The sequence below is a fragment of the Amycolatopsis heterodermiae genome, assembly GCF_034929455.1.
GTDB classification, from domain to species: Bacteria; Actinomycetota; Actinomycetes; order Mycobacteriales; family Pseudonocardiaceae; genus Amycolatopsis; species Amycolatopsis heterodermiae.
On sequence record NZ_JAYFSI010000007.1, the window covers coordinates 312,473 to 337,327 of the forward strand.

The following is a 24,855-nucleotide window of genomic DNA, read 5'->3' on the forward strand; positions in this document are numbered from 1 at the left end:
AGGCACGCCGTGTGTCGCAAAGGTGTTTTGCCACAACACGTTCGTGCGCGCAAGAGCGAGGAGCCGGAAGCGGCCCCCGCACCCCGTCTGCTATGGCTCGCGAAACCACCCGGATCAGGCGGGCGCGGGCATGCTCATGAGGACGTCCGTGGGCGCCCCGCTGGGCGATCCACCGGCCTGCTCGACGCTCACCGCGACCTTGTCGGCGTTGCCCACGCCGTCCGCCACGACCAGCCCGCTGTCGGTGGCGAGCACGCCCGCCGAACGCGGCGCTTCGGTGCCGGTGAGCAGCCAGGCCTGGTAGACCTTCCCGCCCGGCTGCGACGGCAGGCCGGCGTCCATCACCATCAAGCGGTTCTGGGAGCGGGACAGCACGACCGTCACGCCGCCGCCGGTCGGCGCCACGCCGTGGCCGGTCTTCGCGTCCGGCGCCGAGAGCAGCGCCGCCACCGGCGCGTACTGCGCCTTCGCCTGGTCGAGCTGGGTCTGCGCGGACTGCAGCTCCTGCTGCTGGGTCAGCGCGATCCCGCCGAACACCCCGCCCGCGGCGAGGCCGACGACGGCCGCCGCGGCCGCCGTGAGCACCGCCCAGCGCGGGGCGCGCCCGGACCGGCGGTGCCGCTCGGCCGAGCCGGGCCGCGTGCGCGGCGGCAGCTGCCGGGTGGCGTGCATGGCCGTCATGACGCGGTCCTTGAACTCCGGCGGCGGCTCCTCGGCCATCGCCGCGCCCAGCCGGGCCGCGGTGGCGCGCAGCTCGGCGACCTCCTCCGCGCACGACTCGCACTGCTCGAGGTGGCGCGAGAACTCCGCGCGCTCGATGTCGGACACCGCGTCGAGCGCGAACGCGCCCGCCAGCGTGTGCATCTCCGGTGTGCTCACGCGGTCACCCCCAAACAGTCACGCAGGCGGATCAGGCCGTCCCGAAGCCGCGTCTTGATGGTTCCCTGCGGCGTCGAAAGCACTTCGGCCACCTCGCGATAGGTGTAGCCCTGGTAGTAGGCCAGCAGCACGGACTCGCGCTGCAGGTCGGTCAGGAAGGACAGGCACCGGCGGACCTGGGAGCGTTCCAGGCGCGCGGTGACGGATTCGGACACCTCGTCGAACGGGCGGCCGCGGGCGGCTTCGAAGGTCGCCTTCTGCTCGCGCTCGGTGCTGGCGCGCGCCGAGCGAACGCGGTCGACGGCGCGGCGGTGCGCCAGCGTCATCGCCCAGTTCAGCGCCGAGCCCTTCTCGGGCGCGTACCGCGTCGCGGTGCGCCAGAGCTCGACGAGCACCTCCTGCGCGACCTCCTCGGACTGCGCGGAGTCGCGCACGATCCGGCGGACGAGCCCGAAGATCGGCCCGGAGAACTGGTCGTAGAGCAGCTCGAACGCCCGCTCGTCGCCCTTGGCGACGCGCACCATCAGCTCCTCGGCGGTCGGTGCCGCCGGGACGTCGTCCTCGGGGACGGGAGCCATGTGGCGCTGGCGGGCCGCGTCATCCATGCAGCTGTCCTCCGGCGTTCTGCGGGGTGCGCGGGATGACCGGCGCCTTCCGCAGCCACAGCACGACGCCGTGGCGGCGGATCAGCGCGGACACCCGCTGCGGCAGCAGGGGCCGGGCCAGAACCAGCCGGGCCAGCCACCGCGGGCTCGCCGGGCGGCGAACTCCCCGAAGCGTAGCGACCAGGGGTGTGGTGCCCCCACGGCGCAACGCCACCGTGATGTCGAGCAAGGCTTCCGGGTGAGGCAGGCGCATCCGGTACTCGCCGTCCATCTCCTGGAACGGCGAGACGTAGAACTCCTTGGCCGCGCGGGCGAGCCCGGCCTCGTCCGGGCGCAGCAGGTAGGCGTGGCGGCCGCCGTAGGTGTTGTGCACCTCGGCGACGACGCACTCGAGCCGCCCGTCCGGGCCGTGGCACCAGTAGACGCTGATCGGGTTGAACACGTACCCGAGCACGCGCGCGGCGGCCAGCATCACGACCTTGCCGCCGCGCAGGTCGACCCCGCGCTCGCCGAGCCACGCGTCGAGCTTCTCCCGGATCCCCCGCTCGTCGCTCGCGACGAAGTGGTCGCGGCGGTCGAAGCCGGCGAACGGGCGCGCCCACCACGGCAGCCGCGGCGGCGCGTCCAGGTCGACCAGCCACAGGTACACGCGGTGGGCGAAGGAGTGCGGCGGGTCGATCCGCCGCACGTGCGCGACGGTGGCGTCGTAGAGCGCGGTCGTCACCAGGCGACCCCCAGGCTGTCGGCGGCGCGGGCGCCCGACGAGCAGCCGTCCTCGTGGAAGCCCCAGCCGTGGTAGGCGCCGGCGTAGGCGACCACACCGTCGTTCAGCTCGGGCAGACGTCGTTGCGCCGCAACGGCTTCCGGGGTGTAGACCGGGTGCTCGTAGCGCATCTTCGCGACGAGGGAGTCCGGGCCGGGGCCGTCGCCGGGGTTGAGCGTGACGACGTACCCGGTCGGCTCGTCCAGCCGCATCAGGCGGTTCATGTCGTAGCTGACCTGGACCGCGCCGGTCGGGGCGCCGCACTCCGGGGCCCGGTAGTTCCAGCCCGCGCGGGCGTCGGCCAGCGACGGCAGCACGCTGGTGTCGGTGTGCAGCCAGGCCTCGTTCTCCGAGTAGCGGAACGCGCCGAGCACGTCGCGTTCGGCGTCGGTCGGGCCGGCCAGCAGGGACAGCGCCTGGTCGGCGTGCGTGGCGATGACGACCCGGTCGACGCGGTGGCGCGTGTCGGCGTCGTCGCGGATTTCCACGCCGCGGGCGGTCCGCAGCACCGACCGCACCGGCGTCGACAGGTGCACGGCGGTGAGCTGCTTCGCCGCGCGTTCGACGTATTCGCGGGAACCGCCGACGACGGTCCGCCACGACGGCGAGTCCTTGACGCTCAGCATCCCGTGGTTGCGCAGGAACTCGAACAGGTAGCGCGCCGGGTACCGCAGCGTGTCGCTGCGGTCGGCGGACCACACCGTCGAGACCAGCGGCAGCATGAAGTGGTCGACGAAGTAGCGCGTGTAGCCGCCGATGGCGAGGAACGCGCCGAGCGTCACGTCTCCGGCATCCTTCGCGTCCAGCAGCCGCTTCGCGTGCCGGTGGAACCGCTTCACCTCGGCGAGCATGCGCACGTAGCGCGGGCGGACGAGGTTGCCGCGCTGGGCGAACAGCCCGGGCAGCCCCTTCGCGCCGGCGTACTGCAGGCCGCAGCCGTCGCAGCGGATGCTCATCGACATCTCGGTGTCGCGGGTGCGCACCCCGAGCTCGCCGAACAGCTTCAGCAGCGTCGGGTACGTGCGCTCGTTGTGGACGATGAAGCCGGAGTCCACGCCGATGGTGCCGCCGTGGGCGCTGGGCACGTCGTGGGTGTGCGCGTGCCCGCCCAGGCGGTCGTCGGCCTCGAAGAGCAGAACCTCGTACTTGCGTTGCAGCAGGTAGGCAGCAGTCAGTCCGGCCACCCCGCTGCCGATGACGGCGATGCGTTCTCCCGTGATCTCCACACCGGTACTTCGCCGCCGCGCCCGATGTGGATTGGATGAACGCGGCACCAATCCACCACGCAGGACGGAGCGAATCCCGGACATGCCGAACAGCACCGCGCACCGCCTCGCCTCGTTCGCCGAAAAGCTCCTCGGCGGGCAGCTCCCCATCGGCCTCCGGACGTGGGACGGAACCCGCGCCGGACCAGTGGACGCGCCCACCGTGGTCCTGCGCAACCGCCGCGCCCTCCGCCGCCTGCTCTTCGCGCCGGGTGAGCTGGGTCTCGCCCGCGCCTACGTCACCGGTGACCTCGACGTCGAAGGTGATCTCGCCGACGGCTTCCGCCGGATCTGGTCCCTCACCCGCTCGGGTGAGCTGAACCGGGTGAAGCTCGGCCCGCGCGAGTGGGCGGAGGCCGCGTCGCTCGCCGGGAAGCTCGGCGTGTTCGGGCTGCCGCCGAAGCCGCCCGCGGAGGAGGCGCGGCTGTCCGGAAAGCTGCACAGCCTGCTGCGCGACCGGTCCGCCATCGCCCACCACTACGATCTGAGCAACGCCTTCTACCAGTTGCTGATGGACGAGTCGATGGCCTACTCCAGCGCGTACTTCACCTCCGACGAGCCGGGGTACGGCCTGGCCGAGGCGCAGTCCGACAAGCTGGAGATGATCTGCCGGAAGCTCGCCCTGCGCCCGGGCATGCGGCTGCTCGACATCGGCTGCGGCTGGGGTTCGCTGCTGGTCCACGCGGCCAAGCACCACGGCGTGCACGCCGTCGGCATCACGCTCTCGGCCGAGCAGCTGCAGCACATCCGCGGCCGGCTCGCCCAGCACGACCTCGAAGACCGCGTCGAGGTCCGGCGCCAGGACTACCGCGAGCTGCCGGACGCGCCGTTCGACGCGGTCGCGTCGATCGAGATGGGCGAGCACGTCGGCGAGGTCAACTACCCGACCTACGCCTCGACGCTGCACAAGATGGTCAAGCCCGGCGGGCGGGTGCTGATCCAGCAGATGTCCCGCGGGAACGTCGCCCCCGGCGGCGGCGCGTTCATCGAGCGCTACATCGCCCCCGACATGACCATGCGCCCGGTCGGCCGGACGATCGACCACCTGGAGACCGCCGGCCTCGAAGTCCGCGACGTCCACGCGATGCGCGAGCACTACGTCTGGACGGTGCGCGCCTGGGCCGACACCCTGGAGGAGAACTGGGCCGACGTCGTCGCGCTCATCGGGGAGACCGGCGCGCGGGTGTGGCGGCTGTACCTGGTGGGCGGGGCGCTGGCGTTCGAGGAGAACCGGATGGGTGTGGACCAGATCCTGAGCGTGCGACCCGACGTGAACGGGGTCAGCGGCATGCCGGCGACGCGGGAGTGGCTCTGATGCCCCTGGGCGGCACGCTGCTGGTCACCGCCGGCGTCACGGTCGTGGCGGTGGTGGTGACCTTCGGGATCGCGCGGGCGCGCAAGCGCTACGACACGATCGACACGTTCTGGGGACTCGGCTTCGCGATCGTCGCGCTGGCCGCGTTCCCGTTCGGCGACGGGCCGCTCCCGCTGCGGCTGGTGGTCACGGCGCTGACCGTGGTCTGGGGCGTGCGGCTGTCGGTGCACCTGCACCTGCGCAACCACAAGCTGCCGGAGGACCCGCGGTACGTGCGGATGGCCAAGAAGGCTTCGCCGGCGAAGATGTTCGTGCGCGTGTACCTGGTGCAGGCCGTGGTGCTGTACTTCGTGTCGCTGCCGGTGCAGTTCGCGCAGTACGGCACCGGGCTCGGCGTGCTGGGCTGGCTCGGGGTCGCCGTGTGGCTGGTCGGGTTCGGCTTCGAGACGGTCGGCGACGACCAGCTGCGCCGGTTCAAGGCCGACCCGGCGAACAAGGGCAAGGTGCTCGACACCGGGCTGTGGCGCTACACGCGGCACCCGAACTACTTCGGCGACGCGTGCGTCTGGTGGGGCCTGTACCTGCTGGCGTGCTCGACGTGGCCGGGCGCGCTGACGATCCTCTCCCCGATCGCGATGACGTTCACCCTGGCTCGCGGCACGGGGAAACCGTTGCTGGAGAAGGGAATGGCCCGCACGCGCCCGGCGTACGCGCACTACGTCGAGCGCACCAGCGGGTTCTTCCCGTTGCCGCCCAAGCGCGTCACTCCCCGGTGAGGCCGTCGGTCAGCTCGCGCAGGAGGTCGAGGTGGCCGACGTGCCGGGCGGTCTCCTCGATCATGTGCGCGAGGACCCACCGGACGTTGAACGTCTCGTCCTTGTGCGTCACCTCGTCCGCCAGGTCGTGCTTCGCGACGATCTCGCGGCTGCGAGCGCACTGGACCTCGTAGTCCGCGAGCAGCTGCTCCACCGTCGTGTCGGGTGCGACCCGGAACTCCGCGTCCGGGTCCTGCGCCAGCTTCTCCTCCCAGGTGTCCGGCTCGCCGTCGACGACCACGGCGAACCAGAACCACTCGTTGAGCGTGAGGTGCGCGAGCAGGCCGGCGACGGTCGTCAGCTCGCTGGGCAGGTGGACCCGCCGGGCCTGGTCGGGGCTCAGCCCGCCGCTCTTCCAGGCGACGGTGGCGCGGTGGTAGTCGAGCAGGCTGGTGAGGATCTCCCGCTCGCCGCCGGTGAGCGGGATCTTCGGGCGGTCCGGTCGTTCGGTCATGTCCCGGGACTCTGCCACAGCGGTCCGACACTTTCGGGCAGATACCTTGCGCACGATGTAATCGTGGGCTAGGTTTGCGGACGTGCACAACGAGTTCCTGCTGGACGAGCAAGCCTGCTTCGCGCTGTACGCGGCGCACCGGGCGGTGACGGACACCTACCGTCCGCTGCTCGGCGAGCTGGGCCTCACGTACCCGCAGTACCTGGTGCTGCTGGTGCTGTGGGAGTCCGACGACCGGCCGGTCAAGGAGATCGGCGAGCGGCTGCACCTGGACTACGGCACGCTTTCCCCGCTGCTCAAGCGACTCGAGGCCAACGGGCTGGTGACGCGGACACGGCTGCCCGCGGACGAACGCACCGTGGTGGTCAGCCTGACCGAGGAGGGCCGGGCGACGCGCGAGCGCGCCACCGGCGTCCCCCCGGCCATCGGCTGCGCACTGGGCCTCGACGACACCGAACGGCACCACCTGATCGAAACCCTGCGGCGGCTGACTGCGTCAGCCGCCGCGTACCCACCTGGAGGCCATGATGCCCAGCCGTGACGCGACCACCCACTGGACCGGCGGACTGCAGAAGGGGAAGGGCGAGGTCACCCTGGACTCGTCCAACGCCGGCACGTTCTCCGTCTCGTTCCCGACCCGCGCGGGCAACCCGGACGGCCAGACCAGCCCGGAAGAGCTCATCGCCGCGGCGCACTCGTCGTGCCTCGCGATGAACCTCTCGGGCGTGCTGGAGGCCCAGAAGCTGACGGCGGACTCGATCGACGTGAGCGCGGAGGTCACCCTCGGCCCGGCCGCCGGCGGCGGCTTCGAGATCAGCGGCATCGCGATCACCCTGCGCGCTGCCTTGGAAGGCGTCACGGCGGAGCAGTTCGCGGAGTACGCGGAGACGGCCGAGAAGACGTGCCCGGTGTCGAAGGCCCTGGCCGGCACGACGATCACCCTGGACGCGGCCCTCGTCTGAGGTCTGCGTCGACTGGCCGCTCAGCTCAGGCTGGGCGGCCTTTCGCATACTTGCCCAGGTGTTCGGTCGCCCAGGCCCGCCCGAAGTCCGCCAGCACCACTCCGGACCAGCGCCCGGCGATCTTGACGTCGGTCCACAGAGTCATCCTGGGTCCGGCCAGCGTTCCGTGACTGACGAGGACCTGCGACGCACCTTCGGCCCAGCAGAAGACGAAGTGTGCGTACATGTACAGCCAGACCGCCCTTCCTCGGGAATCGGTTGTATGTACGGGACCTTCGGCCGGATAGGGCGCGCTGTAGAAGACCTGGGTCCGGGTACCGAACCGGAACTCCTCGGGGACGAGGCCGGGGCGCAGCAACGGGTCAGTCTTCGACAATGGTGATCGTGCCGATGCCATCGCAGCCGCCGCAGCCCTTTCCGGCGCAGTCGCCACAAGTGCGGGTGATGTTTTCCATACCGGAAACCTAAAACCACTTGTTCGCCGTGCGCGAGAGCCAGTCGCGTGTACGCATTATTTTCCGGTTCGCCGTTCTCGCCTGAAATCGTCGGCGGCCGACCGGAGGAATCCGGTTGCCTCGCCACCCTCGAGCGCCCGCGCCCGGAAGAAGGCGAACAGCTCGAGGTGATATGCGACATCACGGGGATCACGCAACGCCACACCACCCGAGAAGAGCTCGACCGTGACCAGCCTCTCGTCATAGATCACGAAGACGTTCAAGGGCGCGGCGAAGACCGCCGCTTCCTTCGGCACGACAGCCAGGTCGACCGTATCGAGCGCCGAAAGATCCGCCATGTGCTCGAGTTGGCCGATCATGATCTCGAGCGGAGCCCGCCTCCAGACGACCGCCTGTTCGGTCAAGACGAACTTGAATGCCCGGCCGGAATCGGCCAAATTCGACTTCCAGCCCATGCGCACGTCGATCATCTTCTCGACGTCGCGATCGGACGCACCCGGCACCGGGGAAGTCAGCGCCGCCCGAGCGTATTCGGGCGTTTGAAGGATTCCGCTCGGAATGGCGGGCAGGAACTGCCGGACCACGGCAGACGACTCCTGCAGCGCCTTGATTTCCCGCTGCCGGTGCCAGCTTCCGACACGCGTTGCCGATCGCCACGAGGTGTACCCGACGTTCGCGACCCGGGCGAGGGACAGAAGCCGATCGGCCGCCTCGGCCGGCACGTCCAGCGCCTTGACGATCTGCTCCACGTCGACCACCGACGGAAGGGTCCTCCCGGTTTCGATACGGCTGATCTTCGCCTGGCTCATCGCGCAGCGAGCGGCCAGCCGCTCGCCGGACAACCCTGCGGCGCGACGCAACTCCCGCAACGAGCCGGCGAGCGTCGCACGTTGATCAGCCTGCAGGTCCGGCTCCAGCGGTCCACTCACCGAAAGGCACCCCGTGACTCGAAACTTCGTCCCGCCACGCACGGTATCGCCCGAGGTCGGGATCCTCCACCAGGTCACGCCCGAGGAAAGTGCCGTCGGAGGCGAAGTCCAGGCGAACGACGTACTCGTCGTCGAAGAACCAGAAGTCGTGGTCGGGCAGGTCCAGCCGCCGGTCGGTGTCGTCGACGATCCGGTACTGCTCCCCCGCTTCGATGTTGTCGGGGATGCCCCAGGCCATCAGGAACCGGGTGTAGTCGGTCAGCGGCCGCCGGACGACTTTCGCCCGCAGCATCGAAGCCCCGGCACCGGTCTTAGCTTTCACCGCACGACGCCAAGGAGCATCGACGATCGGCTTCGGCTTCCCGGCCAGGTAACCCGCGAGCCGCTCCTGCTCTTCGGGGATCTTGTAGGTCTGCCGGAGTTCGAGCCGGAACGCCGACGTCGTGAAGTCCCGGAAGAGCGCGGCGATCCGCTCAGCGCCCGAGCTCACCCATGGCCTCCTCCAGCATCCGCAACGGCAGCTCCACCGCTTCCTCGCCCGGCCCGGTCGGCGACCGTCGTACCGATGACGATGACGCTTCCGCGGTCGGTCAGGTGCACCGCCGGGCAGTTGTCGTATTCGCAGTCGCCGGCGAGCTTCTTCAGCTTCATGACCTGGACGGTAGCGGCAACTCAACGTGTATACAACGTCACTCAGAGTCTAGTCGCGTATCCGCATAACCTGACTCAGTGGGCGGCTTTGGCTCGATAAGTCGACTTCTTCGCCTGGTTCCCGCAGACGTCCATCGAGCACCACCGCCGGGTCCCCGGCCTCGACGTGTCCAGGAACAGCGCCCCGCAGCGCGGGCCCGCGCAGTGGCGGACCCGGTCGAACGCCGGGGACGTCACCAGGTCCAAGGCATCTCGAGCCAGCAACGAGAACATCGCCGACGCGGGATCCTCGGCGCGCCAACGGAGTTCGCCCGACGGCGTGAGTGAGGGCGCCGGGGCCGGTGCGGCGGCGAAACGGTTCAGGCGCCGGCGCACCGCGGGACGCACCGAAGCTTCGGTGAGCAGCTCGTGGATCGCTTCGCGCAGCGTCCGGGCGTCGCGGACCGCGGCTTCCGGCACGGCGGCCTCTCCGATCTTGCCGAACTCCTCGATCCACGCGCGCAAGGAAGCCCCGTCCGGCAGCTCGTCCGTAGCATCGGACGTGCCCCGATACCGCAGCGTGCGCACGAAATCGAGGCACAGCCTGCCCGCGCCCGACCGGAACCGCTCTGTCATGCACGTCACCATACCTCGGGAACCGGTTTGACTGGTACCGTCGGGAACCGATCAAACCGGTGCCGGAGTTCTGGGGTGAAGATGACCGAGACGAAGCCGCAGCAGGAAGCACCACCCGGCTGGCTCGTGCTGCTCCTGGCCGTCTCTTGTGGACTGACCGTCGCCAACCTGTACTACGCCCAGCCGCTGCTCGCGGAGCTGCGGCACACGTTCGGCGTCGGCGAGGCGGCCGCCGGCGGGGTCGTCACCGCGACGCAGATCGGCTACGCCGCGGGCATGCTGCTGCTCGTCCCGCTCGGCGACCGGCTCGAGAACCGCACACTCGTCTCCACCCTGCTCGGCGTCGCCTGCGCGGGCCTCGTCGTCACCGGGCTCGCGCCCGGGTTCGCCGTGCTGCTGCTGGCTTCCCTGCTCGTCGGGACGACGTCGGTGGTCGTGCAGATCCTCATCCCGTTCGCCGCCGACCTGGCCCCGGACCACATCCGCGGCCGGATCGTCGGGCGCGTGGTCAGCGGGCTCGTGTTCGGCATCCTGCTCTCGCGCGTGATCGCCAGCTTCCTCGCGGAGGTCACGAGCTGGCGCGTGGTCTTCCTCATCTCCGCCGTGGCGATGGCCGTGCTCGCGCTCGTGCTGCGCTTCAGCCTGCCGAAGCGGGCACCCAAGACCGACGTCGGCTACGGGCAGCTGATCCGCTCGACGCTGGCGATGGTGCGGAAACACCCCGCGCTGCGCCACCGCGCGCTCTTCCAGTCCGCGATGTACGGCGCCTTCAGCGCTTTCTGGACGACCATCGCGTTCGTGCTGACGGCCCCGCCGTTCAACTACTCCCAGCTCGGCGTCGGCCTGTTCGCGCTCGCCGGCGCGGGCGGGGCCCTGATCGCGCCGCTCGCCGGGCGCTGGGCCGACCAGGGGCACAGCCGGCGGCTCACCACGACCGCGTTCATCGTGTGCGCCGCGGCTTTCGCGGTCGCCGGGTTCGGCGCGCACAGCGTCGTCCTGCTCGCGATCGCCGCGATCGCGATCGACGCGGCGGTGCAGGCGACCCTCGTCGTCGGCCAGCACACGATCTACCAGCTCGACCCGTCGGCCCGCGCCCGGATCAACAGCATCTACCTGGCGACGTTCTTCGTCGGCGGCGCGATCGGCTCGCAGGCCGGCTCGATCGCCTACCACCTCGGCGGCTGGACGGCCGTCGCCGTCTTCGCCGGCGTGCTGCCGCTGCTCGCCCTGGCCGGGATGACCCGCACCCGGGCGTGAAACTTCCTGCAGCGGGGCTGCAGGAACCTGACGGACGGCGAGCCGCCGCACCTGCCGCCCGGCTGGGACGCTGGGTTCCGGAGGGTGCCATGACAGCACACGGCGGCTTGACCAGCATCGACGGCGGCGCGACCGCCCGCGCTCTCGCGCGGCCGATCGGCCGGCTGCACAGCGTGGACACCGGCCGTGACCGGGTGCCCGGCGCCGCCGAGTTCGTCGTCCTGGTGGGCGGTGACCGCGCGGGCGACCCGAGCGCGTTCGGCGCCTTGCGGGAGGACGCCCACGTCCTGTCCTTCGACCAGGCGCTGCTCGGCCCCGGCCAGGAGCTGATCGCCCGGTTGCGCCGCGAGCTCGACACCCGGGTGCTGCCCGGGCTCGGCGCGGCGTACTCCCCCGACTTCCTCGCCGCGCTGCTGCAGACCGCGGTGATCCACCTGCGCGACCGGCTGACCCAGGTCGGCGACGGCCGCCCGGTCGTCGTCGACTCGTACTACTACAAGATGCTCGCCCAGTGCCGGCTCTCCGGGGTCGCGGACAACCCGATGTTCGACTGGTGGCGGAGTTTTCCCCAGCCCACGAGGGTTTTCTACCTCGACATCGCGCCGGAGAAGGCGTGGCGGCGCGGGTACGGCTGCGGGCTCGGCCCGCTGTCCCACTACGGCGCCCGCCCGACGCGCGACGGCTTCGTCGCCTACCAGAAGGACCTGCGGGAGCTGATGTTCGCCGAGTTCGGCGCCCTCGACGTCCGGGTGCTGGACGGCACCGCCGACGTCGCCGACACCGTCCGGGAGGTCCGCGCCGAGTTCCTGCGGCGCTGACGGAGCGTCACCGAAATCCGTGCCGTTTCCCCCGTTCTCGCCCTGGTATGGCCGCTGCCGGGGTAATCCGAAACTGCTACCGTACGCCCTTGGGCAGCTACCCAGGGGAGCGATCCATGAGCCTCGCGGACCTCGGGCTCGACGAAACCGCCGAGCTGGCGTACCGCCGTTGCCTGCGGGAAAAGACCGTGACGGTCGCCGGTCTCGCCGAATCCCTGCACCTCGACCGCGCGGAAACCGCCGGGATCGTCCGCGAGCTCGTCCGGCTCGGGCTGGTGCGGCAGGCCGACACGCAGACCTTCGACGCGCTGGACCCGGCGATCGCGCTGGAGAACCTGATCGCGGTCGAAATCGGCCGGCTGCGGGAGCAGGTGTCGCGGCTCGACGCGTGCCGCAGCCGGATCCGTTCGTTGAGCGAGGACTTCACGGCCACCGCGAGCCGCGCGTCCCGGCCCGAGATCCAGCACATCCAGGGCATCGACCACATCCGGGAGAAGCTCGACGAGCTGTCGTTCTTCGCCCGCACCGAAATCATGGGCCTGCAGCCGGGCGGGCCGTGGACGCCCGAGACGATCTCCGCCGCCCGGCCGCTCGACCTGCGCTGCCTGCGCCGCGGTGTCCGGATGCGCACGGTGGTGCGGGCCGAGATCCTCGAGGACGACCGGACCCGCGCCTACCTGCTCGACCTGTGCGCGCACGGCGCCGAGGTCCGCACCGCCGAGGGCACCGATCTCGAACGGCTGATCCTCTACGACCGCTCGGTGTTCGTCGCCCCGATCGACGTCGAGGACAGCAAGAGCGGCGCCGTCGTCGTCGCCCAGCCGGGCCTGGTCGCGAGCATGGTGAGCCTGTTCGAGCGCGTCTGGCGGCAGGCGACGCCGGTGGGCGCCGCCGACACCGCCGCGCGATCCGGGCTGAGCACCACGGAGAAGCAGGTGCTGGCCATCCTCTGCCAGGCGGACAAGGACGAGCTCGGCGCCCGCGAGATGGGCGTGTCGGTCCGGACCTTCCGCAAGCACGTCGCCGACCTGATGCTCAAGCTCGGCGCGGGCAACCGGTTCCAGACGGCGCTGCTGGCCAAGGAACGCGGCTGGATCTGAAGATCCCGGGTTTCTGCCAGTGCCGCGGCGGTCACAATCGGTACGTCCGCACTCCCCCGCGCACCCAGGAGCCGACCGTGGCCACGCTCGCCCGCATCACGCTTCCCGTCGTCGTGGCGATCGCCGCCGCGTTCACCGTCGTCCCGGCGGCCTCCGCCGCGCCGCCGGCCCTCGCGGCCTGCCCCGACAACAACATCTGGGACCGCGTTCCCTGCGCCGGCTAGGCGAACTGCGCCCGGCGCGCTGCGACCCACTCGGCGTAGGTCGTTCCCGGCCGTCCCAACAGGTCCTCGACGACCCCGGTCGGCACCTGCGGGTGGCGGGCGGTCGCCTCGAAGCCGGTCAGCAGCCAGTCGGCGACCTGCTCGGGGAGGCCGTAGCCGAGCCACTGCGCGCGTTGCTCGTCCGGCGTCAGCTCGTGGAACCGGATGTCCTTGCCCAGCACGGTGGAGAGGGTTTCGACCTGGCCGCGCAGGCTGATCGCCTCCGGTCCACTGAGGACGTACGTGGCGCCGACGTGCCCGTCGGTGGTGAGCACACGAGCGGCGACGGCGGCGATGTCCCCGAGGTCGATCGGCGTCTGCGTCGAGTCGCCGTAAGCCATCCGCACCTCGCCGGCGCGGATCATGCCGGCCCAGTCGAGGGTGTTGTCCATGAAGGACCCGGGACGCAGGAAGGTCCACGCGAAGCCGGCTTTCTCGACCTCGCCTTCGACGACGGCGTAGGCGTTGCCGCTGGAGGCTTCGTGTCCGTCACCGACACTGCTACCGGAGAGCGCGACGACCCGTTCGACACCGGCATCGGCCGCCCGCTCGCAGAACTGCCGCACGGTCCGGGCCATCGGCGCGAGGTAGACGGCGTCGATCCCCTCGAGCGGCAACGTTTCCGGCTTCGCGAGTGACCCGACGACCACCTCGGCCTCTCTGGGGAGTCTTGCCCGTCCGGGATCGACGGTCAGCGCCCGCACGGACTGACCGACGGCCAGCAGTTCGTCCACGACCAGCCGCCCGACGCTGCCGGTCGCCCCGGTCACCAGAATCGTCATGACACCCTCCTCGGTTTCGTATGCCGTACGAGATCGTACGGCATACGAGAATGGGGTGCACGGAGTTTTGGGGACCTTGGTCCGGATCGGGCGTCGCGGACGAGGTGTTCCTGCGGTATCCGGCCTGCGATGCGTGCCTCGTCTGCGGTCTGGCCAAAGACGGCTTCCCGGAGACGCCGCTGGTCGGCGCGCCGGTGGATCTTTCTTCCGGCTTCCGCTCTGGCTTCAGGTGAGCTGCCGCGGCGAGGTCTCGTGGGCGTACAACGTCGGCCACCTCGATCTCTTGGAGTCGTACGTCGCCGCGAGGCTTCGCTGCCGTGCGTCAGGAAGTGATCGTCGGCAGCTCAGGTGCCGCCACGTCGTAGACCTTGCCGTCCTGGGTCAGCAATGCCGCCAGGACCTTGGCCTTGCGGTCCGTCTGCTCCGCGGTTCCCCAGCGGACGATCTTGCCGCTCGACAGCGTGAACTCCACGCTCGCCGGGGTCTTCGCCGTTGCCGTGGTGACCTGCTTGAGCAGCTGCTCCGGGATCACGCCCAGAACCGCCGTGACCGCGCGGGTCACCGGGTCGTCCGCCGAGACCTTCGGCAGCTTCAACTCCGGGAGGCCCGCGGGGCGCGCGGGCACCGTCTTGAAGACCACGCCGCCGCCGTCGACCAGGTGGACTCCGTCGCCGCCCGGGCCGCTGTCGAAGAACGCGATCGCCGTGCGCTCGGTGACCGTGATCTCGACCGTGCTCGGCCACGAGCGGGACACCTCGACCGTGGCGATGCCCGGCATCGCCGCGACCCGGTCGCGGATCTCGTCGGTGCTCAGCCGCAGCAGCGGCTTGTCGACGGGGACGGCCGCCGCCGCGCGGATCTGGTCGGCCGTCACCGTGCGCGAACCCGTGACCGAGACGTCCTTCGCCCCCAGCATCGAGCTGAAGAACAGCAGGTACACCAGCGCGATCACGGTCAGCACGCTGAGCAGCGCCACCCAGCGCCGGCGGATCTCGGCCCGCCGGTTGGGGCGCGTGCGCGGGCTGGGGCGGGTGGTGGCGCGGGTCCGGCGGCGCTCCTCGTCCGAGCGCCGCCCCCGCCGCTCCCGCACCAGGGCAGCACGATCCCGTTCGTCCTCTTCGGACGGACGGCGCCGCTGGCTGGTCGAACTCATGGCCTCAGCGCTCGTCCAGCTCGGCGAGGATCTCCGGGCCCAGCTGCGTCACGTCGCCGGCGCCCATGGTGACGACCAGGTCGTTGCCCTTGACCAGCCCGGCGACCAGGCCGGCGGCGACGTCGAACGCGGGCTCGTAGTGCACCGGCACGGTCACGGCGTCCGCGATCAGCGCGCCGTTCACGCCCGGCTCCGGCTCCTCGCGTGCGCCGTAGACGTCCAGCACGACGACCTCGTCCGCCAGCGACAACGCCGCAGCGAACTCCGCCGAGAACAGCTTGGTCCGCGAGTACAGGTGCGGCTGGAACACGACGACGACCCGGCCGGTGCCGGCGGCGGTCCGCACCGCGCGCAGCTGCGCGGCCACCTCGGTCGGGTGGTGGGCGTAGTCGTCGTAGACGCGGACGTCGCCGGAGCGGCCCTTGAACTCGAACCGGCGGCGCACCCCGCCGAACGCGGCCAGCCCGTCCGCCAGCTCGGCAGCGGGCGCGCCCAGCTCGAGCCCGGCGAGCAGCGCGGCGACCGCGTTGAGCGCCATGTGCTCACCCGGCACCGCGACCCGCACCGAAAGCTCCGAACCGTCGAGTTCCAGGCGAACGACGCCGCCGTCCGGTGCCGGCGTGTAGTCGAGGATGCGGGCGTCGCCTTCACCGGTGACCGTGCGGCCGTAACGGCGGACGCGCACACCCAGGTCCGCGGCCTGGTTGCCCAGGTCGTCGGCCGCGGGGTCGTCACCGCAGACGATCAGCAGCCCGCCCGGCACGATCCGGCCGACGAACTCGGTGAACACCTTGGTGTAGGCCTCGGCGGTGCCGTGGTGGTCCAGGTGGTCCGGCTCGACGTTGGTCACGACCGCGACCGACGGCGAGTAGGTCAGGAACGAGCCGTCGCTCTCGTCGGCTTCGGCGACGAAGACGCCGCCCTCGCCGTGGTGGGCGTTGGCGCCGGACTCGTTGAGGTCGCCGCCGATGGCGAACGACGGGTCGAGCCGGCAGTGCTGCAGCGCCACCGTGAGCATCGACGTCGTCGACGTCTTGCCGTGCGTGCCCGCGATGCAGGCGACGCGGTGGCCTTCCATCAGCCCGGCCAGCGCCTGCGCCCGGTGCAGCACCGGGATCCCGGCGGCGCGGGCCGCGGCCAGCTCGGGGTTGGTCTCCTTGATCGCCGTCGAGACGACGACCGCGGACGGCGGCTCGGCCAGCGCGGAGATGTTCGCAGCGCTCTGGCCGATGAACAGCTCGGCACCCTGGGCCCGCAGCGACAGCAGCGCGCGGGACTCCTTGGCGTCCGAGCCCGAGACGAAGGCCCCACGGGCCAGCAGGATCCGCGCGATGCCGGACATGCCGGCGCCGCCGATCCCGATCAGGTGCGCGCGGCGCAGTTCTTCGGGGAGCTCAGGCACCTGCGGCCTCCAGGACGATCTTGGCGAGCAGTTCGTCGGCTTCGCGGTGGCCCATGCCGACCGCCGCCGCGCCCATCTTCGCGACCCGGTCGGCGTCGACGGTCAGCGGGACCACCAGCTCGGCGATCTTCGCCGCGGTGAGGTCGGCGTCCTCGACCATCAGCGCCGCACCCGCGGTCACCGCCGGGCGGGCGTTGGTGGCCTGCTCGCCGTTGCCGTGCGGCAGCGGGACGAACACCGCGGGCAGCCCGACCGCCGTCACCTCGGCGACGGTCATCGCGCCCGAGCGGCACACGGCGACGTCGGCCGCCGCGTACGCCAGGTCCATCCGCTCCAGGTAGGGCACCGGCACGTAGGCCGGCTTCCCCGGGAACTCCTGCACGACCAGGGTGTTCTTCGGGCCGTGCGCGTGCAGCACGCCGATGCCGGCGTCGGCCAGCTCCTTCGCCGCGCCGGACACCGCGCTGTTGATCGACTGCGCGCCCTGCGAGCCGCCGAACACCAGCAGCGTCGGCGCGTCCGGGTCCAGCCCGAAGTGCTTGCGGGCCTCGGCGCGCAGCGCGGCCCGGTCGAGCGACGTGATCGACCGCCGCAGCGGGATCCCGACGACCTCGGCCTTCGGCAGCGGCGTGCCGGGGACGGCGACCGCGACCCGCGCGGCGAACCGCGCGCCGACCTTGTTGGCCAGGCCCGGCGACTGGTTGGCCTCGTGCACGACGATCGGGGTGCGCCCGCGCGCGGCGAGGTAGGCCGGGAGGGCGACGTAACCGCCGAAGCCGACGACGACGTCCGCGCCGACCCGCTCCAGGACCTCACGGGTCCGGCGCACCGAGTCCCGGACCTTCAGCGGCAGCCGCAGCAGCTCCGGCGTCGGCTTGCGGGGCAGCGGCACCGGCGGGATCAGCTCCAGCGCGTACCCGCGGGCGGGGACGAGCTTGTTCTCCAGGCCGCGCTCGGTGCCGAGCGCGACCACCGTCGCGTCCGGGCGCAGCCGCATGACGGCGTCGGCCAGGGCGAGTGCGGGTTCGATGTGTCCTGCGGTGCCACCACCGGCGACCACGACCACGGGCGGCCTGCCTGCGGCGGATCGCTCGGTTCCCTTGACGGGCTTACTCACCAATGACCTCTCCGGTTCGCGGTACTCCGGGTACCACGGCTCGCTGTTGTCCGCGCGGCCCCGCGGGACGTGGCCGTGCTCTGCCGTGCCGCGCTGCGGCGCACCGGCTCGCGGACCGACTTGCGCCGTTCCTGCGCCGGGGCGGGCCGCGCCGCACGGGGCGCGGGCCTGGCCGCCTTCGCCCCGTTGCGCGTCGCCCCCTTGCGCGTGGCGGGCGGGCGGTACGGGTCGGGTGCGGGCAGCCGCAGCAGACGCCCGAATTTACCCGGCCCCTGTGTCCGCAGCGCGGCCACCGCCTCCGGTTCGTGCCGGGCGGCGTTCGCGAGCACGCCCATGATGAGCATGGTGATCACCAGCGAGGTGCCGCCGTAGGAGATCAGCGGCAGCGTGACGCCGGTGACGGGCAGCAGGCCGACGACGTAGCCGATGTTGATGCCGGCCTGCGCCACGAGGAACACGGTCAGCGTGCCGGAGACGATCCGGATCCACGGGTCGATGTTGCGGGTGGCGATCCGCAGGCCCACGACGGCGACCCCGGCGAACAGCGCGAGCACGACGACGCAGCCGACCAGCCCGAGCTCCTCGCCGATCAGGGCGAAGATGAAGTCGTTCTGCACGTTCGGCAGGTAGCCCCAGTTGGACGCGCCCTGGCCGAGGCCCTTCCCGAGCAGGCCGCCGTCGGCCAGCGCCAGCTTGGCCTGGTTGGCCTGGAAGCCCGCGGCGCTCGTGTCGGCGTCCGGCGAGAGGAACGACATCACGCGCACGAGGCGGTAGGGCGCGATCAGGGCCAGCACGAGGACACCGGCCAGGCCGCCCGCGAGGATGACGCCGAACAGCCGTTTCGGCGCGCCGGCGAACCACAGCAGGGCCAGCAGCACCACGGCCAGCGTCACCGTGCCGCCGAGGTCGGGCTGCAGCATGACCAGGGCGAACATCAGCAGCGCGATCGGCACCACCGGCACCAGCAGGTGCCGCCACTGGTGGATCACGTTGTACTTGATCACCAGGATGTGCGCGCCCCAGAACGCGAGCGCGACCTTCGCGGCCTCGACCGGCTGGAACGTGAACTCGCCGAGCCGGAACCAGCCCTGCGAGCCGTTCACGGTCGAGCCCAGCGGGGTCAGCACCAGCACCAGCAGGCCGAGGCAGACGACCGTCGCGGTGGCCGACATCCGCCGGATCCGCTCCAGCTTGACCCGCATGCCCAGCCAGAACACGACCCCGCCGAGCGCGACGAAGATCAGGTGCTTGGTGAACTGCGCGTAGACGCCGCTGCCGGTCTTCGGGTTGTAGGAGTCGACCGACGACGCCGAGAGCACCATGACGACGCCGATGACGGTGAGCACGCCGGTGAGGGCGAGCACGAGGTGGAACGAGGCCAGCGGGCGCGAGAGCCACGCGGTCAGCGCGGTGCGGAAGGCGACGAAGCCGCTTTCCTTGCGCTCCCGGCGCGGCCGCTTCGGGGCGGCGGAGGGCTTGGGCTCAGTGACCGTCACTCGGCGCCCCCGCTGCGTCGTCGCGGAGGACGTGCACCGCCGCGGCGAACGCGTCGCCGCGCTCGCCGTAGTTGCGGAACATGTCCAACGACGCCGCGGCGGGTGCGAGCAGCACCACGTCACCTGGCCGGGCCATCGCGCTGGCCGCACTCACCGCCGCAGTCATGGGTTCATGGTCACCCGGACGGAGGCTGTTCACCGGGACATCCGGCGCGTGTCGCGCAACCGCGGCGGCGATCACGGGTGAATCGACACCGAGTAGCACAACTCCGCGCAAGCGGTTCGCGATGGTGATCACCAGCTCGTCCACCGAGGCGCCCTTGAGCTGGCCCCCGGCGATCCAGACGATGCTTTCGTGCGCGCGCAGCGACCCGGCGGCCGCGTGCGGGTTGGTCGCCTTCGAGTCGTTGACGTACCGGACGCCGGCCACCTCGGCGACCTCGACGGCCCGGTGCGGGGCCGGCTGGTACTCGCGAAGGCCCTTCAGCACGGCGCCGGGCGTGACGCCGTGGGCGCGGGCCAGCGAGGCCGCGGCGAGGGCGTTGGAGACGTTGTGCGGGCCGGCCGGGCGGACGTCGGCCAGCGTGGCCAGCTCCTCGGCGCTGGTCGCCGGGTCGGCGACGAACGCGCGGTCGACCAGCAGGTCCTCGACCAGGCCCAGCTCGCCGACGGACGGCGTGTCCAGCCGGAACGCCACGCGCCGGGCGTCCTCGGGCGCGTGGTCGTCGGCGATCTTCACGGACCATTCGTCGTCGGCGTTGTGCACGACGATCTTGGCGTGGGTGTAGGCCCGCCCCTTGGCGTCGGCGTACTCGTCCATCGAGCCGTGCCAGTCGATGTGGTCCTCGGCCAGGTTCAGCACCACGGCGGCGTCCGGCGCCAGCGTCGAGGACCAGTGCAGCTGGAAGCTCGAGAGCTCCACGGCCAGCACGTCGTACCCGGCCTGGACGGCGTCCAGGGCCGCGTACCCGATGTTCCCGCAGGCCACGGCGTGGGCGCCGCCCCCCTTGAGGATCGACTCGAGCATGCCGGCCGTGGTCGTCTTGCCGTTGGTGCCGGTGATCACCAGCCACGACGGCGGGTGCTCGCGCAGCTGCCCGACCCGCCAGGCCAGCTCGACGTCGCCGATGACCTCGACCCCCGCCTCGGCGGCGGCCACCAGCAGCGGCGACGTCGGCCGCCAGCCGGGGCTGGTGACGACCAGCGCGGTCCCCTCGGGGGGCTCGCTCAGCCCGGGCACCAGCTCGGCGCCCAGGCCCTCCAGCTCGGCGAGCCGCTCGGCGTTGCCGTCGGTGACGGTGACGCGCGCGCCCAGCTCCGTCAGCACGGGGACGATCGACTTGCCGGTGACACCCGCACCGGCGACGAGGACGTGACGACCGGCCAAATCCACGTCAGCCTCCGAGCTGCTCGCTGTAGAACAGGCCGAGCCCGAACATGCAGCAGATCGCCGACAGCAACCAGAACCGGATGATCACCGTGGTTTCGGCCCACCCGGCGAGCTCGAAGTGGTGGTGGAAGGGCGCCATCCGGAACAGCCTTCGCCGGGTCGTCCGGAAGACCGCGATCTGCGCGACCACCGAGATCATCTCGACCATGAACAGGCCGCCGATGACGATGGCGAGCAGCTCGGTGCGGGTGGTCATCGACAGCCCGGCGACCAGGCCGCCGAGGGCCAGCGAACCGGTGTCGCCCATGAAGATCTTCGCCGGGGCCGCGTTCCACCAGAGGAACCCGACGCACGCGCCGGTCGCCGCCGCGGCGACCACCGCCAGGTCCAGCGGGTCCCGCACGTAGTAACAGGCTTGCGCCGGGCCGTTCGCGCAGGACAGCCGCTCCTGCCAGAACGAGATGACCACGTAGGTCGCCAGCACCATCGCCGCCGAGCCGCCCGCCAGGCCGTCGAGGCCGTCGGTGAAGTTCACCGCGTTCGACCAGCCCGAGATCACGATGTAGCAGAAGATCACGAAGATGATCGACGGGAACGTGATCAGCGCGAGGTCACGGGCGTAGGAGAGGCTCTCCGACGCCGGCGTGATGCCCTGCTCGTTCGGGAAGTTCAGCGCGAGGACCGCGAAGGCGACCGTGACCACCAGCTGGCCGACCAGCTTCGCGGTCTTGTTCAGCCCGAGGTTGCGCTGCTTGCGGATCTTGATGAAGTCGTCGAGGAACCCGACGACGCCCAGCCCCACGGCGAGCATCAGCACGAGCAGCCCGGAGACCGTCGGCGCGCCGCTCTTGGAGTTGACCATCCAGTTGATCAGGTGCGCGGCGAAGTACCCGACGACCATCGCGATGATGATCGCGACACCGCCCATGGTCGGGGTACCGCGCTTGGACTTGTGTCCCTGGGGGCCTTCCTCGCGGATCTCCTGCCCGAAGCCCTGCCGGGAGAAGACCCGGATGAGGTAGGGCGTGAGCATGATGGAGACCAGCAGGCCCGCCGCGGCCGCGATCAGGATGCTGATCACGCGTCACCACCGTTCGAGCGTGTTTCGGAGTTGTCGGTTTCCCGGGGTTCGAGCAGGGCTTCGGCGACACGCCAGAGACCGGCGGCCTTGGAGGCCTTGACCAGCACGACGTCCCCGGGACGGAGCTGATCATGCAGCAGGGCGGCGGCGGCCTCGACGTCGGGTACCAGGACCGACTCCTCGCCCCAGGAACCCTCTTGGTGGGCCCCCTGGTGCATGGCCGCCGCCTCGGGGCCGATCACGACGAGCTTGGCGATGTTGAGCCGCACGACGAGCCGGCCGATCTCGTCGTGCGCGGTGACCGCGTCCGCGCCGAGCTCGCCCATCACGCCGAGCACGGCCCAGGACCGGCGGCCGCTCTCCCGCGTCATCGCGGCGAGCGCCTTCAGGCCGGCCCGCATCGACTCCGGGTTGGCATTGAAGGAGTCGTTGAGGATCGTGACGCCGTCTTCGCGGGTGACGACCTCCATGCGCCGCGCGGACCGCCGTTCGAGCGACGAGAGCACCGCGGCGATCGCCGCCGGGGTCGCGCCCAGCTCCAGGGCGACCGCCGCGGCGGACAGCGCGTTGCCGACGTGGTGCTCTCCGTGCAGCGGCAGCGTCACGTCCGCCTCGCCGGCCGGGGTGACCAGCCGGAAGGACGCGCGGGCCTCGCCGTCGAGGGTGATGTTCTCCGCGCGGACCTGCGCGGACGGGCTCTCGCCGACGAACACCACGCGGGCCTTCGTCCGGCTCGCCATGGCCGCGACCAGCGGGTCGTCCAGGTTCAGGATCGCGACGCCGTCCTCGGGCAGGGCCTCGACCAGCTCGCCCTTGGTCTTCGCGATGCCCTCGCGGGAGCCGAACTCGCCGACGTGCGCGGTGCCGACGTTCAGCACGACGCCGATCTTCGGCGGGGCGATCTCGGCGAGGTGGGCGATGTGCCCCGGCCCGCGCGCGGACAGCTCCAGCACCAGGTGCCGGGTCTGCGCGTCGGCCCGCAGCGCGGTCCACGGGTGGCCCAGCTCGTTGTTGAACGACCCGGGCGGCGCGACCGTCGGGCCGAGCGGCTCGAGCAGCTGGGCGATGACGTCCTTGGTCGACGTCTTGCCCGACGAGCCGGTGACGCCGACGACGGTCAGGTTTCCTTCGGCCAGGCGCTGCACGACGAACCGGGCGAGCTTGGCCAGCGCGGCCAGCACCGCGGCGCCGGAGCCGTCCTTGTCGCCGGTCAGCGCGACCGACCGCTCGTGCGCCTCGCCGGGCGCCAGGGGCGGCACGACGATCGCGGGCGCGTCGACCTCACGGGCGGCGAGCACGGCGACCGCGCCGGACTCGGCGGCCTTGGCCGCGAAGTCGTGGCCGTCGACCTTCTCCCCCGGCAGGGCCACGAACAGGCCGCCGGGGACGAGCTGCCGGGTGTCGAACTCCACGCTGCCGGTCACCTGCGCGCCCGGGTCGGCGCGGTGCAGCCGGCCGCCGACGACGTCGGCGATCTCGGCCAGGCTGAGCACGATCACACACTCACCTCGAGTTTGTTGCGGATGGCCGCGGCCAGCTCGTCGCGGTCGGAGAACGGGTGCACGACGCCGCCGGCCTCCTGGCCGGTCTCGTGCCCCTTGCCGGCGATGAAGACGATGTCGCCCGGCGCGGCCAGCGCCACGGCGTGGGCGATGGCCTCGCGGCGGTCGCCGATTTCGACGATCTCGCCGCCCTCGGCGGGGCCGACACCGCGGGCGCCGGCCAGCATCGCGGCCCGGATGGCCGCGGGGTCTTCGGACCGCGGGTTGTCGTCGGTGACGATCAGGACCTCGCTGCGGCGGGCCGCCGCCTCGCCCATCATCGGGCGCTTCGCGGTGTCCCGGTCGCCACCGCAGCCGAGCACGGTGATGATCCGGCCCTCGGCCCGCGCCCGCAGCGCGTCCAGGCCCTGGGCGACCGCGGCCGGCTTGTGGGCGTAGTCGACGACGGCGGTGAAGTCCTGGCCGACGTGCACCCGCTCCATCCGGCCCGGCACCTGCACCTGGGCGAGCCCGGTGACGATGTGCTCCAAGCCCACCCCGGCCGTGCTCAGGATCGCGGCGGCGAGCACGGCGTTGGCGACGTTGAACTCGCCGGGCAGCGGGATCCGCGCCGGCGCCGAGACACCGTCCGGGCCGTGCAGGGTGAACGTCTGCTCACCGTGCGGGGTGGCCTCCAGGTCGGTGGCCTTCCACGCGGCGTCGGTGCCCGGGTCGGTGCTCACGGTGATCGTCTGCGGGGTGAGCAGCGCCTGCCCCCACGCGCTGTCGACCACGACGACCTCGGTGGTGGAGCGGCCGTCGAACAGCAGCGACTTCGCGGCGAAGTACTCCTGCATGTCCTTGTGGAAGTCCAGGTGGTCCTGGGAGAGGTTGGTGAACGCGCCGACCGCGAACCGGGTGCCGTTGACCCGGCCCAGCGCGAGCGCGTGGCTGGAGACCTCCATCGGCACGTGCGTGACGCCGCGTTCGAGCATCACCGCGAACAGCGCCTGCAGGTCCGGGGCCTCCGGCGTGGTGAACCCGCTGACCAGCCGTTCGCCGGCGATGCGGGTCTCGACCGTGCCGATCATGCCGGTGGTCAGCCCGGCGGCCTCCAGCCCGGCGTCGACCAGGTAGGAGGTGGTGGTCTTGCCGGAGGTGCCGGTGACGCCGAGCACGGACAGCCGCAGCGACGGCTCGCCGTAGATCCAGGCGGCGATCTCGCCGAGGGCGGCGCGCGGGTCGGCGTGCACGAGGATCGGGACGCCGGCGTCGCGCAGCGCGGGCCGCTCGGCCCCTTCGGCGTCGGTGAGGACCGCGACGGCGCCGGCGGCGATCGCCTGGTCGCTGAAGTCGGCGCCGTGCGCGCGGGCGCCGGGCAGCGCGGCGAACAGGTCGCCGGGCAGCACGTGCTGCGCCCGCAGGGTGGTGCCGGTGACGGTGAGGTCGGCGGCGTCGGGCGAGTCGGCGATCAGCCGGGCGTCCGCCCTGGCGAGCAGCGTCGCCAGCGGGACCGGGACGATGCGCGCCGGGCGCGGCGGTGCGGGGACCGCTTTCACCGGGCTTTCCGGCACCGGGGAACTGGACGAGGACACGGACACGGCCAAGAGGCTACCGGCGGGCGGTTCGGGGGCCCTCACGCGGTACGGCGATTGCGTGCGGGTCCGGCACATGTGCTAAATGCGGCGCCAGACCCTCTTGTGGCGCAACACTTTCCCGCGCGCGTCCGGCCGAAGTGGACGATGACCGGCGGAAAAGCCGTGAAGGCCACCTCGAGGGACTCTATGTCCCTCAAGGTGGCCTTCAC

General features: G+C 71.6%; 26 protein-coding genes. 8 read left to right on the plus strand and 18 right to left on the minus strand.

The window, feature by feature from the left end; translation table 11 throughout:
• Positions 1-114: 114 nt before the first annotated feature.
• The 4 genes from VA596_RS29195 to VA596_RS29210 are packed head-to-tail and all read right to left on the minus strand — an operon-like array spanning position 115 to position 3,473.
• A complete protein-coding gene (locus tag VA596_RS29195) occupies positions 115-879 on the minus strand; it encodes an anti-sigma factor (RefSeq protein ID WP_458364020.1) in 765 nt (254 codons plus the stop codon).
• On the minus strand, positions 876-1,484 hold the full coding sequence (gene sigK / locus VA596_RS29200) for an ECF RNA polymerase sigma factor SigK (RefSeq protein ID WP_323331387.1): 609 nt from the start codon (positions 1,482-1,484) through the stop codon (positions 876-878). The genes VA596_RS29195 and sigK overlap by 4 nt, the downstream gene beginning before the upstream one ends.
• Positions 1,477-2,211 (minus strand): DUF1365 domain-containing protein, encoded by a 735-nt coding sequence (locus VA596_RS29205; protein WP_323331636.1) that lies wholly within the window; start codon positions 2,209-2,211, stop codon positions 1,477-1,479. Before VA596_RS29205 ends, sigK begins: the two co-directional genes overlap by 8 nt.
• Positions 2,205-3,473, minus strand: coding sequence for an NAD(P)/FAD-dependent oxidoreductase (locus tag VA596_RS29210; RefSeq protein WP_323331388.1), 1,269 nt, complete (start codon positions 3,471-3,473; stop codon positions 2,205-2,207). Before VA596_RS29210 ends, VA596_RS29205 begins: the two co-directional genes overlap by 7 nt.
• An 82-nt stretch (positions 3,474-3,555) precedes the next feature.
• On the opposite strand from VA596_RS29210, the gene VA596_RS29215 reads away from it, so the two are divergent.
• Both VA596_RS29215 and VA596_RS29220 read left to right on the plus strand, forming a co-directional pair.
• Positions 3,556-4,827, plus strand: coding sequence for a cyclopropane-fatty-acyl-phospholipid synthase family protein (locus VA596_RS29215; protein ID WP_323331389.1), 1,272 nt, complete (start codon positions 3,556-3,558; stop codon positions 4,825-4,827).
• A complete protein-coding gene (locus VA596_RS29220; protein WP_323331390.1) occupies positions 4,827-5,603 on the plus strand; it encodes a DUF1295 domain-containing protein in 777 nt (258 codons plus the stop codon). The genes VA596_RS29215 and VA596_RS29220 overlap by 1 nt, the downstream gene beginning before the upstream one ends.
• On the opposite strand, the gene VA596_RS29225 is transcribed toward VA596_RS29220, so the two are convergent.
• On the minus strand, positions 5,590-6,096 hold the full coding sequence (locus tag VA596_RS29225) for a DinB family protein (protein WP_323331391.1): 507 nt from the start codon (positions 6,094-6,096) through the stop codon (positions 5,590-5,592). The two genes, VA596_RS29220 and VA596_RS29225, sit on opposite strands and share 14 nt — an antisense overlap.
• A gap of 82 nt (positions 6,097-6,178) precedes the next feature.
• On the opposite strand from VA596_RS29225, the gene VA596_RS29230 reads away from it, so the two are divergent.
• A complete protein-coding gene (locus tag VA596_RS29230) occupies positions 6,179-6,637 on the plus strand; it encodes a MarR family winged helix-turn-helix transcriptional regulator (protein ID WP_323331392.1) in 459 nt (152 codons plus the stop codon).
• A complete protein-coding gene (locus VA596_RS29235; RefSeq protein WP_323331393.1) occupies positions 6,624-7,058 on the plus strand; it encodes an OsmC family peroxiredoxin in 435 nt (144 codons plus the stop codon). The genes VA596_RS29230 and VA596_RS29235 overlap by 14 nt, the downstream gene beginning before the upstream one ends.
• Positions 7,059-7,569: 511 nt before the next feature.
• On the opposite strand, the gene VA596_RS29240 is transcribed toward VA596_RS29235, so the two are convergent.
• The 4 genes from VA596_RS29240 to VA596_RS29255 all read right to left on the minus strand — a co-directional run bounded on the left by VA596_RS29240 (position 7,570) and on the right by VA596_RS29255 (position 9,708).
• Positions 7,570-8,442, minus strand: a complete 873-nt coding sequence (locus VA596_RS29240) for a helix-turn-helix domain-containing protein (RefSeq protein ID WP_323331394.1) — start codon at positions 8,440-8,442, stop codon at positions 7,570-7,572.
• Positions 8,408-8,932 carry a DUF6879 family protein gene (locus VA596_RS29245; protein WP_323331395.1) on the minus strand — a complete coding sequence of 175 codons (525 nt, stop codon included), beginning with the start codon at positions 8,930-8,932 and terminating at the stop codon, positions 8,408-8,410. Before VA596_RS29245 ends, VA596_RS29240 begins: the two co-directional genes overlap by 35 nt.
• Positions 8,929-9,093 carry a hypothetical protein gene (locus VA596_RS29250; RefSeq protein ID WP_323331396.1) on the minus strand — a complete coding sequence of 55 codons (165 nt, stop codon included), beginning with the start codon at positions 9,091-9,093 and terminating at the stop codon, positions 8,929-8,931. The genes VA596_RS29245 and VA596_RS29250 overlap by 4 nt, the downstream gene beginning before the upstream one ends.
• 75 nt (positions 9,094-9,168) lie before the next feature.
• Complete coding sequence (locus tag VA596_RS29255) at positions 9,169-9,708, minus strand: CGNR zinc finger domain-containing protein (protein WP_323331397.1); 540 nt, start codon at positions 9,706-9,708, stop codon at positions 9,169-9,171.
• 81 nt (positions 9,709-9,789) lie between these two features.
• Here VA596_RS29255 and VA596_RS29260 point away from each other — a divergent pair, with 81 nt between their 5' ends.
• The 4 genes from VA596_RS29260 (at position 9,790) to VA596_RS29275 (ending at position 13,107) form a co-directional block, all read left to right on the plus strand.
• A complete protein-coding gene (locus VA596_RS29260) occupies positions 9,790-10,965 on the plus strand; it encodes an MFS transporter (RefSeq protein ID WP_323331398.1) in 1,176 nt (391 codons plus the stop codon).
• 89 nt (positions 10,966-11,054) lie between these two features.
• A complete protein-coding gene (locus VA596_RS29265; RefSeq protein ID WP_323331399.1) occupies positions 11,055-11,783 on the plus strand; it encodes a hypothetical protein in 729 nt (242 codons plus the stop codon).
• A 116-nt stretch (positions 11,784-11,899) separates the two neighbouring features.
• The gene (locus VA596_RS29270; protein WP_323331400.1) at positions 11,900-12,883 is read left to right on the plus strand and encodes a LuxR C-terminal-related transcriptional regulator; all 984 of its coding nucleotides are present in this window, start codon (positions 11,900-11,902) and stop codon (positions 12,881-12,883) included.
• A gap of 77 nt (positions 12,884-12,960) precedes the next feature.
• Complete coding sequence (locus VA596_RS29275) at positions 12,961-13,107, plus strand: hypothetical protein (protein ID WP_323331401.1); 147 nt, start codon at positions 12,961-12,963, stop codon at positions 13,105-13,107.
• On the opposite strand, the gene VA596_RS29280 is transcribed toward VA596_RS29275, so the two are convergent.
• The 9 genes from VA596_RS29280 to VA596_RS29320 form a co-directional block, all read right to left on the minus strand.
• Positions 13,104-13,928, minus strand: a complete 825-nt coding sequence (locus VA596_RS29280) for an NAD(P)H-binding protein (protein WP_323331402.1) — start codon at positions 13,926-13,928, stop codon at positions 13,104-13,106. The genes VA596_RS29275 and VA596_RS29280 overlap by 4 nt on opposite strands.
• A gap of 322 nt (positions 13,929-14,250) precedes the next feature.
• Complete coding sequence (locus VA596_RS29285) at positions 14,251-15,081, minus strand: cell division protein FtsQ/DivIB (RefSeq protein ID WP_323331403.1); 831 nt, start codon at positions 15,079-15,081, stop codon at positions 14,251-14,253.
• Positions 15,082-15,085: 4 nt separating this feature from the next.
• Positions 15,086-16,483 carry a UDP-N-acetylmuramate--L-alanine ligase gene (gene murC, locus VA596_RS29290; protein ID WP_323331404.1) on the minus strand — a complete coding sequence of 466 codons (1,398 nt, stop codon included), beginning with the start codon at positions 16,481-16,483 and terminating at the stop codon, positions 15,086-15,088.
• Positions 16,476-17,600, minus strand: coding sequence for an undecaprenyldiphospho-muramoylpentapeptide beta-N-acetylglucosaminyltransferase (gene murG / locus VA596_RS29295; RefSeq protein WP_323331405.1), 1,125 nt, complete (start codon positions 17,598-17,600; stop codon positions 16,476-16,478). The genes murC and murG overlap by 8 nt, the downstream gene beginning before the upstream one ends.
• Complete coding sequence (ftsW, locus tag VA596_RS29300; RefSeq protein WP_323331406.1) at positions 17,597-19,096, minus strand: putative lipid II flippase FtsW; 1,500 nt, start codon at positions 19,094-19,096, stop codon at positions 17,597-17,599. Before ftsW ends, murG begins: the two co-directional genes overlap by 4 nt.
• Entirely contained in the window at positions 19,083-20,489 is a 1,407-nt protein-coding gene (gene murD / locus VA596_RS29305; RefSeq protein WP_323331407.1) for a UDP-N-acetylmuramoyl-L-alanine--D-glutamate ligase, read from the minus strand. Before murD ends, ftsW begins: the two co-directional genes overlap by 14 nt.
• A 1-nt stretch (position 20,490) precedes the next feature.
• The gene (gene mraY, locus VA596_RS29310) at positions 20,491-21,567 is read right to left on the minus strand and encodes a phospho-N-acetylmuramoyl-pentapeptide-transferase (protein WP_323331408.1); all 1,077 of its coding nucleotides are present in this window, start codon (positions 21,565-21,567) and stop codon (positions 20,491-20,493) included.
• Entirely contained in the window at positions 21,564-23,066 is a 1,503-nt protein-coding gene (locus tag VA596_RS29315) for a UDP-N-acetylmuramoyl-tripeptide--D-alanyl-D-alanine ligase (RefSeq protein ID WP_323331409.1), read from the minus strand. The genes mraY and VA596_RS29315 overlap by 4 nt, the downstream gene beginning before the upstream one ends.
• Positions 23,063-24,607 (minus strand): UDP-N-acetylmuramoyl-L-alanyl-D-glutamate--2,6-diaminopimelate ligase, encoded by a 1,545-nt coding sequence (locus VA596_RS29320; protein WP_323331637.1) that lies wholly within the window; start codon positions 24,605-24,607, stop codon positions 23,063-23,065. Before VA596_RS29320 ends, VA596_RS29315 begins: the two co-directional genes overlap by 4 nt.
• Positions 24,608-24,855: the final 248 nt, after the last annotated feature.